Raw genomic sequence first — 9,487 nt, 5'->3', positions numbered from 1 at the left:
TGACCGCCCGCCGCACAGACCGTCTGAGTGACCGATAAAAGCAATAATATGATCGATATAGCTTGAGAAGTGATCGATATAATGGAAAACATGTATGATAAAATCGGAAACGGGCCGCAGATGAGTGGTAAATGTGGAAAGATGATGGATAAGTTTTAAAAGTTATACGATAAAATCAGCAAAGTGATCGATATAATGGAAATGATGATCGATAAAAAAGCGTGACTTTGCTATGAATTTTAACTTTGGCGCCGGCTCCTTGTGAGAAGGGACAGTCACATTTGATGAGAGTAGTTGAGTAATCAGTAAATGAATGAATGTTAAAAGCAACTAACTAAATGAATGATAAAAGCAATTAGATGATCGATAAAGCTTGAGAAGTGATCGATATAATGGAAAACATGTATGATAAAATCGGAAACGGGCCGCAGATGAGTGATAAATGTGGAAAGATGATGGATAAGTTTTAAAAGTTATACGATAAAATCAGCAAAGTGATCGATATAATGGAAATGATGAGCGATATAGCCCCTTGAGGTCATAAGCCACGCTGACCCAGTGGATAAAGGGCATCCACTAGGCCACCGCGTCTTATGCTTGTCGGGGCTGAACAGCGCCTTCTTTTATGTTATCCAGCTGCAACAGGCAGCTCCTCGGATCGTAAGCCACGCTGCCATTTAGGCAAAGAGCGCCTAATTGGCTGCGCGTCTTACGTCTGTCGGAGCTAAACGCCTGTTTCCGCTTTTAATGTTATCCAGCTGCAACAGGCAGCTCCTCGGATCGTAAGCCACGCTGCCATTTAGGCAAAGAGCGCCTAATTGGCTGCGCGTCTTACGTCTGTCGGAGATAAATGCCTGTTTCCGCTTTAAATGTTATCCAGCTGCAGGCGCTAGCCCCTCGAGGTCATAAGCCACGCTGACCCAGTGGATAAAGGGCGTCCACTCGGCCACCGCGTCTTATGCTTGTCGGGGCTGAACGAGCGCCTTCCGCATTTAAAATAGGAGGTTTTTTAATGAGTAGTAAACGGGGGAATGTTTGGCTGGCGGTTGCTGGTTTGGTTAAAAATGAGAAAGGCGAGTGGCTTGTGGTGAAAAAGAAATATGGTGGCCTGAAGGGGGTCTGGTCGCTTCCTGCCGGGTTTGTAGAGATGGGGGAAACCGCGGATCAGGCCGTCAGGAGGGAAGTGTTGGAGGAGACGGGCATTAGGACGGAAGTAGAAATGTTAATAGGGCTCCGCACAGGTGTGATTAAGTCCGAAATAAGTGATAATTTGATTATTTTCGCTCTTAATCAAACAGAGGTAAATCCAACCCTTTTTGCGCAGGAAAAAGAAATAGCAGAAGTTAAATGGATGGATCCCGATGAGCTGATGAGAAGACAGGACGTGTCTAAAATGATTCCCTCCATGATACTGGCAGGGAAGCCTGCCGGGTTAACAAAACAGGCTCTTCAAAATCCAGGGGATCATTTTAATTATTCCGCTTATCACCTTTTTTTATAAATTTTTAAGTTAAATGTGAACAATTATTGAATTAATGCACAGTTCTAAATTTTCTGATAATTAAAGAAAATCGAAGATAACACCTATATGTATTCGCTTACATGGCGGATTATCGTCTTATTTGCTCCTTTTCAGTACGAAAGCAAGCATGCTATAGTTACTCTCAACCACAAGCTGAGAGGGGATGCATCCCAATGAAAAAGACAAATAGAAATTCCAACAAATGCGAGTATTGTTCAGGACAAGGTTATTTTCAACTGCGATTAGGCGGTTCGGAAACATGCCCTTGTTGTGGAGGAACTGGCAAAAAATAAATTAAAATGGCAATCGGCCATTCTGTAAAACCCGGAATATTGTTTCCGGGTTTTTTGTTTTTATCTCAGGTTTTTGATCACATGTCTTTGTGACAACTACATGAAAAATAGGAAGGGATTATTGCACCCTCTACTTAAATAAGGTAGACTGTTGAAGTGAATGTGGAGGTGTGACATTTGGGGTCGTTTGGAATTGCTCAATTGTTAATCTCGATGCTGTTATTTTTAGTGCTCTTTTTCGGCATCGGATTTTTGTTAAATATGTTGCTTCGTATGACATGGATTATGGCAGTTATTTATCCTGTCGTCACGATACTAATTGTGGATGAAGTTCGCTTCATTCAGTATTTTCGATCTCCAGGTGAGTCTTTTACAGCGCTCGGTGACCGATTTGGTTCTTTAGCAATGGCTGATGTTTTAATTTTATCAAGCGGTATGGCAGGTGCAATCGTGGCGGGTCTCGTCATGAGATGGTTACGTGCGAATGGTTACCGGATGTTTTAAAAGCTCCCGAGATACGTGGAGCTTTTTTTATTGTCTGCATATTTACACATTTTCTATAACTCTGTTTTTAGTGATAGCCTTTTAGCAGTTTGAAAGTTTTGTCCATGCTGCTGCTAAGTGATTCTATCTTCATTAAAAAGAGGGTTAGCATTCTTGTAAATAGGGAAAGAATAGTTTTGAAGGAGTGAGTGAGATTGAATATAAATTTCCGTCCGGTTATGATGATTCAGGCGATCGTTGTTTTAGTCATTGCTTCCCTGTATGCAACACCTGTTGTTAAAGCAGAGTTAAAAACAACATGGAGCAATCAGGACCTGGAAGAACAGCAAATAGCAGAACAGGATAATACTTTAGCAGAACAAGATAATACTTTGCTGAAGGATCGGGATGTATCGTTGCAGGAAAAAAAGCTTGCACATAAAAATACTTCAAAGAAATACATTGCCTCCAAATTAACCTCAAATAAAAGGGGAGTGGTCCCTGACCATATAAAAAAATATCCGTCTAAAAAGGTAACCGCAACAGGCTACACAGCAGGGGAAGAGTCAACTGGCAAAAATCCGGGAGACAAGCTGTACGGCATTACATTTTCAGGTGTTAAAGTAAAGCGGGATACGTATTCTACGATAGCTGCTGATCCTGATGTGTTTCCAATCGGATCAATTTTATTTATACCCGGCTACGGATATGGCATAGTAGCGGACACTGGAAGCGCGATTAACGGAAAAATTATTGATTTGTATTATGATACGGTTGATGATGTGTTCAATGAATGGGGCAAGAAGAAGGTAAATGTATATGTGCTGAAAGAAGGCGATGGTTCATTCAGCGAAAAAGAACTTGTTGCTTTAAATGGCGATTAGGTAAAACAAAAACGAAGCGTATAAACACGCTTCGTTTTTGTTATGTTTTAAATACAGTTGGCAGCTCGATATTCTTATAGACATCCCAATGCAGCAGCCTGCCAAGTTTCCATATCCCTTCAATTAAACGGGGAGAAGGCCGGCAGTATAAATCTTCTTCTAAAATATGTACATGGTCTTCTTTAATGGCCTTAAGGTCCGGCCAATTTGGTCTTTTTAAAAGCAGGCGGGGATTTATTTTCTCGGTTCTCACACCCACCCAGGCAAGACAGATATGATCTGGATCCCGTAAAAGTACATCTTCCCAATCTGTTTGAACGCTTGCTAAGGGTACATCTTTAAATACATTTGTGCCACCTGCCAGCTCGCTGACTTCGCTAAGCCAATTAACTGCGCCAGGTGTGAATACGGGCTTTGGCCACCATTCCCAATAGAGTGACGGACGGGATGAAACGGTTAGTGAAGCATCTTTCAATTGCCGGATAATAGAATGATAATCGGCTGCAACTTCAGCCGCCCGCTCATTGTAATTCACTGCTTTTCCAAGAGTAAGCAGGTCATCACCAATGTCATTGAGGCTTTGAGGATTTAAAACGATATGTGGGATATTGCGCTTTTGCAGCTGTTCAATATTTTTCTCCATTCCGGGTACACTTAATGAAGCAACGACAAGATCAGGCTTTAATTCTTCTACTTGATCCATATCGATCGATAAATCAGGACCCAGGCGAGGCAAATGGGCAACCTCCTGAGGCCAATCTGAAAAATCATCGATAGCCACAAGAAATGAAGTTAGTCCTAAATAATGTATGAGTTCAGTATTGCTGGGGCAAATCGAGATTAATCTCATTTGAATACACCTGCCATTCCTTAAGTTATAGAAAAGAAATAGTGGACAATTAGGGTTAAAATGATACCGGTCAGTCCGCCGAAGAAAACTTCGATTGGCTTGTGCCCCAGCAGCTCTTTTAATTCCTTCCGCTTTTCTTCCTCATCTTTATCAGGCCAGCCTTTAGCTTCTGAAACAAATTTATTAAAATCCTTTAACAGCTGGTTGATCACTGCTGCTTGTTCTCCAGCTTGAAATCGCACACCGGTTGCGTCAAACATGGTGATAATTGCAAAAACAGTAGCGAGAGCAAATACAGGTGAGGCTAATCCAGATTCAATTGCAATTGCTGTCGCAAGGGCAGTAACAGCAGCAGAATGGGAACTCGGCATGCCTCCGGTAGAGGTGACAAGAGACCAGTCAATCCTTCTTAGAAAAATGAACTGAATGGGTACTTTTACCACTTGAGCAAATAAAATAGCAAATAGTGAGGCCCATAGCGGAAAATTTGTGAATAATTCCATAAAATGGCTGCACCCTTTCTGAGTAAGTCTGCTTTATTTTCTGCCATTATATCATAAAGGGTCACTGTTAATCCCTTGATGAGTGTACCGGGAATCGAAATAGTTAGAATTCTCTTGTATAATAGAAGGTGGAGGTGTTTTAAAATGAAATGGTCAGTACATAATGAACATCCACTGGAAGAATCCCATGATTATCTGGTGGTCGGCCTTTGGAATAAGCCATCAAAGCTTGAGGGCTTATTAAAGGAATTAAATGATGAATTTGAGGGTGAGCTTACTTCTTTAGTAAAAGAAGGAGATCTTTCTTCCAAAGTCAGAACGGTGACAAAGCTTCCTTCGCTTGGTAAAAGCAAAGCGAAAAGAATTCTCTTTGTCGGTCTTGGAAAAGAAAAAGATCTGACATTGGACAGTCTTCGCGAGTCTTTCGGTGCAACAGGGAAGCTGCTTAAAGACAGCCGCGTGGAAAAGGTATCTGTAGCGCTTGATACGTTTACTGCTGAGGGAATTGAGGAATCCGATGTTGCTCAGGCACTAACAGAGGGAATTGAATTAGCTACCTATTCTTATGAAGGATATAAACAAAAATCCAATCTGCCGGATGTAGCCATTGATGTGCTCTCAGTCTATACACAGGCTGATGCTCATGAAATTAATGCAGCGCTTGAAGTGGGCCATGTGCTGGCAGAAGGAACCAATTCAGCTCGTACACTTGTTAACATGCCGGCTAATATCCTTACGGCTTCCAAGATGGCTGAATACGCACTGGATCTGGCTGAAAAGTATGGGTTTGAATCTGAGATCCTTGGAAAAGAAGAAATGGAATCAATTGGGATGGGTGCTTTGCTCGCGGTGAATCAAGGATCAGCCGAGCCGCCTAGAATGATTGTGTTAAAACATAAGGGCAAAGAAGAATGGACGGATGTACTAGGTTTAGTTGGAAAAGGGATAACATTTGATACAGGAGGTTATTCCATTAAGGGAAAAGATGGCATCGTCGGAATGAAAACAGATATGGGTGGAGCAGCAGCTGTACTTGGTGCTATGGAAATTATCGGTAAGCTTCAGCCTGAGCAAAATGTAGTTGCTGTAATACCGGCAACTGACAACATGGTCAGCTCAAAAGCATTCAAACCTGATGATGTGATTACTTCTCTTAACGGAAAAACCATCGAAATCCTGAACACAGACGCCGAGGGCAGATTAGCTTTAGCCGATGGGGTAACTTACGCTAAACAGCATGGTGCAAATTATATTGTCGATGTGGCAACCCTGACAGGCGGCGTTATTGTAGCATTGGGGCTGGATAAAACCGGAGCGCTGACCAATGATGAAGCCCTGTTTGAGCGGGTGCTGGAGGCATCTGCGGAGGCGGGTGAATTTATCTGGCAGCTTCCTTATACAGAAAGTGATAAGAAACGTGTCCGCAACTCACCGGTGGCAGATTTGAATAACTCTCCGGGGCGGGATGGTCATGCAATTTTTGCAGGAGCATTTATCGGCGAATTTACAGAAGGCACCCCTTGGGTCCATTTAGATATTGCCGGCACCGCAACAACAAAAAAAGCTCATTATTTAGGACCTGCAGGTGCAACCGGAGCTATGACCCGGACACTGGCACTGTTGGTGGAGCAGTTTTTACTTGAGAAGAAGGAATAAGCGGTAAAGCATCCAGGGCGATCGGGCTCTGGATGCTTTTTTCCATTTGGCGGACAGGTATTGCCAAGTATGAGATCCCTTGGAGTGGGAATAGTAATTCACAAGGAGGCGGGATAAATGGCAGAAAAAGTAGAAGCAGTCCGAAAAAATGCAGACGGCGACATCGTGGAATTAAAACTTTCTTCTGGTAATGTAGTGGATTATAAAGAAGCTCAGAAAATGGCTGACAATGGAGAAATTGAGCACGTCCAAACGTTTAAAGGCCGCGATGGTGATCGTCATTTACGCAGTATTCCTGATGGAGATAAAAGCAATAACCTGGACCAAATGCCACTTTTTTAATATAGATTCACATGTAACAGGCAGCTTAAATGCTGCTTTTTTTGTTGATTACTTATTCATGGATACCCAATTTATGCCCCCCTATAAAAGGGGGTGACTTAAAATTCAGACTTTTAGTATAGTCGTTGACACTGATTTAAAGGTTTGATACTGTATGATAGTGTTTTAATACGTTACCTGTTTAGCAAGCTAAAGAGTGAAGATAGAGAGGTTGATTGATTTGAATGCTGTCATTGTAGCTGTTTTAATTATGCTCATATTAAGCCTGGCCAGAATAAATGTCGTAATCGCCCTTATTATCGGTGGAATCATCGGTGGTTTTACCGGGGGGCTTTCTGTAGATCAAATTGTAGAAGTGTTTTCAGAAGGCGTTGGAGGCGGAGCGAATATCGCGCTCAGCTATGCTTTGTTAGGAGGGTTTGCAGTCGCGATCTCCTATACCGGACTGCCGAATCTTCTTGTTGATAAGCTTATACTACTGGTTGGGAAGAGGGGAGAATCACGCCATAAATCCCTTCCCAAAGTACTGATCGTTTTAGCAATCTTATTTGTTTCCTGCTTATCACAAAATGTTGTGCCGGTTCACATCGCATTTATTCCTTTGCTGATCCCGCCTTTACTATTGGTAATGAATGAACTTCAACTGGACCGCCGCTTGATTGCAACGGTCATAACATTCGGATTAACAGCTCCGTACATTCTGCTGCCATATGGTTTTGGCTATCTTTTTCACGATACGATCGCAAAGAATATGGAATTAAGCGGACTTGCAATAGATAGTAGCAGCATTCCGTTGGCAATGCTGATCCCAACAGCCGGTATGGTGCTTGGTCTGGTGACAGCTGTTTTCTTTAGCTACCGCAAGCCCAGACAGTACAAGCAGGTTGCTGCCGATTTGGCAGCTTCAAGCAGTGCGGCTGGCAAAGTAATCAGTCCAAAAGATTTAATTGTGACCATAACAGCGATTGTTGCAGCCCTTATTGTGCAGAGCGCTCTGGAATCAATGGTGTTTAGTGCAGTCGTTGGACTCGCTATTTTGTTTATTTCAGGAACGGTAAAGCTTCAGGATCAGGATCATTTAATGACAGATGGAATGAAAATGATGGCGTTTATTGGCTTTGTTATGATCGCAGCCAACGGATTTGCTGCTATCTTAACTGAAACAGGGGACGTGGAGAACCTTGTGAGCGGCGCAACATCACTCATAGGAAGCAATCAGACTCTTGGCGCACTTTTAATGCTTTTAGTCGGCCTCTTAGTCACGATGGGCATTGGTTCATCTTTCGCTACAATCCCGATTATTGCTGTCATCTTTGTACCGCTGGCAGTACAGCTGGGTTTTAGTCCGTTAGCGACCATCGCTTTAATTGGCACAGCCAGTGCTTTAGGAGACGCAGGATCACCTGCTTCCGACAGTACGCTCGGCCCGACTGCCGGATTAAATACCGATGGCCAGCACAACCATATTTGGGATACCTGTGTACCAACCTTTATCCATTACAATATTCCGCTTGTCCTGTTTGGATGGATTGCAGCGATTATTTTGTAGAATAGGCTGTTTTCTCAATTCAAGCATTTGCCCAGCCTCTTCATTTCTTTTCACATATGTATATAAGGAAAGAAGAAGGAGGGAGAGAAATGCCAAATTATCCTGTTTACAACTATAATCGTTCGGGTTACGGGAACCGATTTTTCGGAGCGCCATTTATCGTTGCTCCTTTTTTAGGAGGTTTATTAGGTGGAGCTTTAGGTAGTGCGCTGGTTCGCCCGCCATACTTTGGTGGTGGTTACCCTCCATATCCGCCTCCATATTATCCGCCGGGCCCGGGAGGATATCCATATCCGCCCCGACCATATCCTTACTACCGCTAGAAATCAAGACCCTCTCCAAAAGGGAAAATGCCTATGACAGCTTTAAGTGTTAATTCACTTAAAGCTTTTTTTGTTTTTGGCACTGATCAACAGCGGATAAATATCAACAATCTTTAACTGAGCTTTGTTTTTTGAAACTTTATGCAACAGCAATGAGCTGAATTTAACATACTATTTTCTTGATTTTTCCACAGCAGAGATACAAGATAGAAGAGACAAGGGAAAAGGAGTGGGAGAACAGATGGAGAACATACATAGTAAAGGCACCTTATTAGAAGCACTGGGAATTGAGATTATTTCGATTGGCAAAGGGGAAGTAACTGCAACTATGCCCGTTGATGAACGCACGCGTCAGCCTTTTGGATACCTGCACGGGGGAGCCTCAGTAGCACTGGCTGAAACGGTCGCAAGCTATGGATCAGTCGCGTTGATTAACCTGGACACACATATCTGCTTTGGTCTTGAAATAAATGCAAATCATATTAAATCAAAAAAAGACGGAGTCGTTACGGCGAAAGCAAAAACGCTTCATCAGGGGCGCACGACGATGGTTTGGGAAATAAAAATTACAGATGAAGAAGATCAGCTGCTGTGCATTTCAAGATGTACCGTAGCGGTTGTGGAAAAGAAAACGATGTAAGTTTAGCTAAGGGGTTTCGTGGAAAATACGTAATAATCTTATTTAACACGAAAGGATGATTTGCATGCCATGGAATAAGAATAATTACCCTGATTCATGGAAAAATCTGAATTCAGACGTGAGGAATAAAGCAATTGAGATTGGAAATGCTCTGTTGCGTGATGAAGATTACGAGGAAAGCCGGGTTATCGCAATTGCTACTGAACAAGCAAAAAAGACAATGCAGGGTGAAGATAACCAGACAGAGTATCATATTACAAAACACGATGACGGCTGGCAGTTAAAACAAAAGGGCAAAGACCGCGCTATCTTCGTGGAAAGCACCAAAAAGGATTTAGAAGAAAAAGCAAAGCCCTATGTAACGAAACATGATGGAATACTGGTTGTATATAAGGCAGATGGTTCAGAAGACCATACATTATACGAAAAGTAAAAAAGAAGG

At 42.5% G+C, this 9,487-nt stretch carries 12 protein-coding genes; 10 read left to right on the top strand and 2 right to left on the bottom strand.

Features of this window, described 5'->3' with window-relative positions; all coding sequences use genetic code 11:
- Nucleotides 1-1,012 precede the first annotated feature (1,012 nt).
- The 4 genes from E2R51_RS19030 to E2R51_RS20105 all read left to right on the top strand — a co-directional run bounded on the left by E2R51_RS19030 (nt 1,013) and on the right by E2R51_RS20105 (nt 3,182).
- The gene (locus tag E2R51_RS19030) at nt 1,013-1,501 is read left to right on the top strand and encodes an NUDIX domain-containing protein (protein WP_133378660.1); all 489 of its coding nucleotides are present in this window, start codon (nt 1,013-1,015) and stop codon (nt 1,499-1,501) included.
- 194 nt (nt 1,502-1,695) lie between these two features.
- Nucleotides 1,696-1,815 (top strand): YuiA family protein, encoded by a 120-nt coding sequence (locus tag E2R51_RS19905; protein ID WP_165967281.1) that lies wholly within the window; start codon nt 1,696-1,698, stop codon nt 1,813-1,815.
- Between the two features lie 177 nt (nt 1,816-1,992).
- On the top strand, nt 1,993-2,319 hold the full coding sequence (locus tag E2R51_RS19025; protein WP_255509770.1) for a YuiB family protein: 327 nt from the start codon (nt 1,993-1,995) through the stop codon (nt 2,317-2,319).
- A gap of 194 nt (nt 2,320-2,513) precedes the next feature.
- On the top strand, nt 2,514-3,182 hold the full coding sequence (locus E2R51_RS20105; protein WP_304999977.1) for a 3D domain-containing protein: 669 nt from the start codon (nt 2,514-2,516) through the stop codon (nt 3,180-3,182).
- Between the two features lie 40 nt (nt 3,183-3,222).
- Here the strand turns inward: E2R51_RS20105 and E2R51_RS19015 are convergent, their stop codons facing one another.
- Together E2R51_RS19015 and E2R51_RS19010 are read right to left on the bottom strand one after the other, a co-directional pair.
- Nucleotides 3,223-4,032: a cobalamin-binding protein gene (locus tag E2R51_RS19015; protein WP_133378659.1), complete on the bottom strand. Its 810-nt coding sequence runs from the start codon at nt 4,030-4,032 to the stop codon at nt 3,223-3,225.
- Between the two features lie 20 nt (nt 4,033-4,052).
- Entirely contained in the window at nt 4,053-4,535 is a 483-nt protein-coding gene (locus E2R51_RS19010) for a divergent PAP2 family protein (RefSeq protein ID WP_133378658.1), read from the bottom strand.
- Between the two features lie 144 nt (nt 4,536-4,679).
- Between E2R51_RS19010 and E2R51_RS19005 the strand changes: the two genes are divergently transcribed.
- The 6 genes from E2R51_RS19005 (at nt 4,680) to E2R51_RS18980 (ending at nt 9,478) form a co-directional block, all read left to right on the top strand.
- On the top strand, nt 4,680-6,191 hold the full coding sequence (locus E2R51_RS19005; protein WP_133378657.1) for a leucyl aminopeptidase: 1,512 nt from the start codon (nt 4,680-4,682) through the stop codon (nt 6,189-6,191).
- 117 nt (nt 6,192-6,308) lie between these two features.
- Nucleotides 6,309-6,533: a DUF3892 domain-containing protein gene (locus E2R51_RS19000; RefSeq protein WP_133378656.1), complete on the top strand. Its 225-nt coding sequence runs from the start codon at nt 6,309-6,311 to the stop codon at nt 6,531-6,533.
- 220 nt (nt 6,534-6,753) lie between these two features.
- Nucleotides 6,754-8,082 carry a Na+/H+ antiporter family protein gene (locus E2R51_RS18995; RefSeq protein ID WP_133378655.1) on the top strand — a complete coding sequence of 443 codons (1,329 nt, stop codon included), beginning with the start codon at nt 6,754-6,756 and terminating at the stop codon, nt 8,080-8,082.
- A gap of 89 nt (nt 8,083-8,171) precedes the next feature.
- Nucleotides 8,172-8,405 (top strand): hypothetical protein, encoded by a 234-nt coding sequence (locus E2R51_RS18990; protein WP_133378654.1) that lies wholly within the window; start codon nt 8,172-8,174, stop codon nt 8,403-8,405.
- 241 nt (nt 8,406-8,646) lie between these two features.
- A complete protein-coding gene (locus E2R51_RS18985) occupies nt 8,647-9,045 on the top strand; it encodes a hotdog fold thioesterase (RefSeq protein WP_205703352.1) in 399 nt (132 codons plus the stop codon).
- A 64-nt stretch (nt 9,046-9,109) separates the two neighbouring features.
- The gene (locus tag E2R51_RS18980) at nt 9,110-9,478 is read left to right on the top strand and encodes a DUF2188 domain-containing protein (protein ID WP_133378653.1); all 369 of its coding nucleotides are present in this window, start codon (nt 9,110-9,112) and stop codon (nt 9,476-9,478) included.
- The last annotated feature ends 9 nt before the right edge of the window (nt 9,479-9,487 follow it).

Source organism: Jeotgalibacillus sp. S-D1 (assembly GCF_004358665.1).
Lineage (GTDB): Bacteria > Bacillota > Bacilli > Bacillales > Jeotgalibacillaceae > Jeotgalibacillus.
The sequence above is the reverse complement of the archived record's forward strand: the minus strand, read 5'-3'. Positions and strand labels throughout refer to the sequence as shown.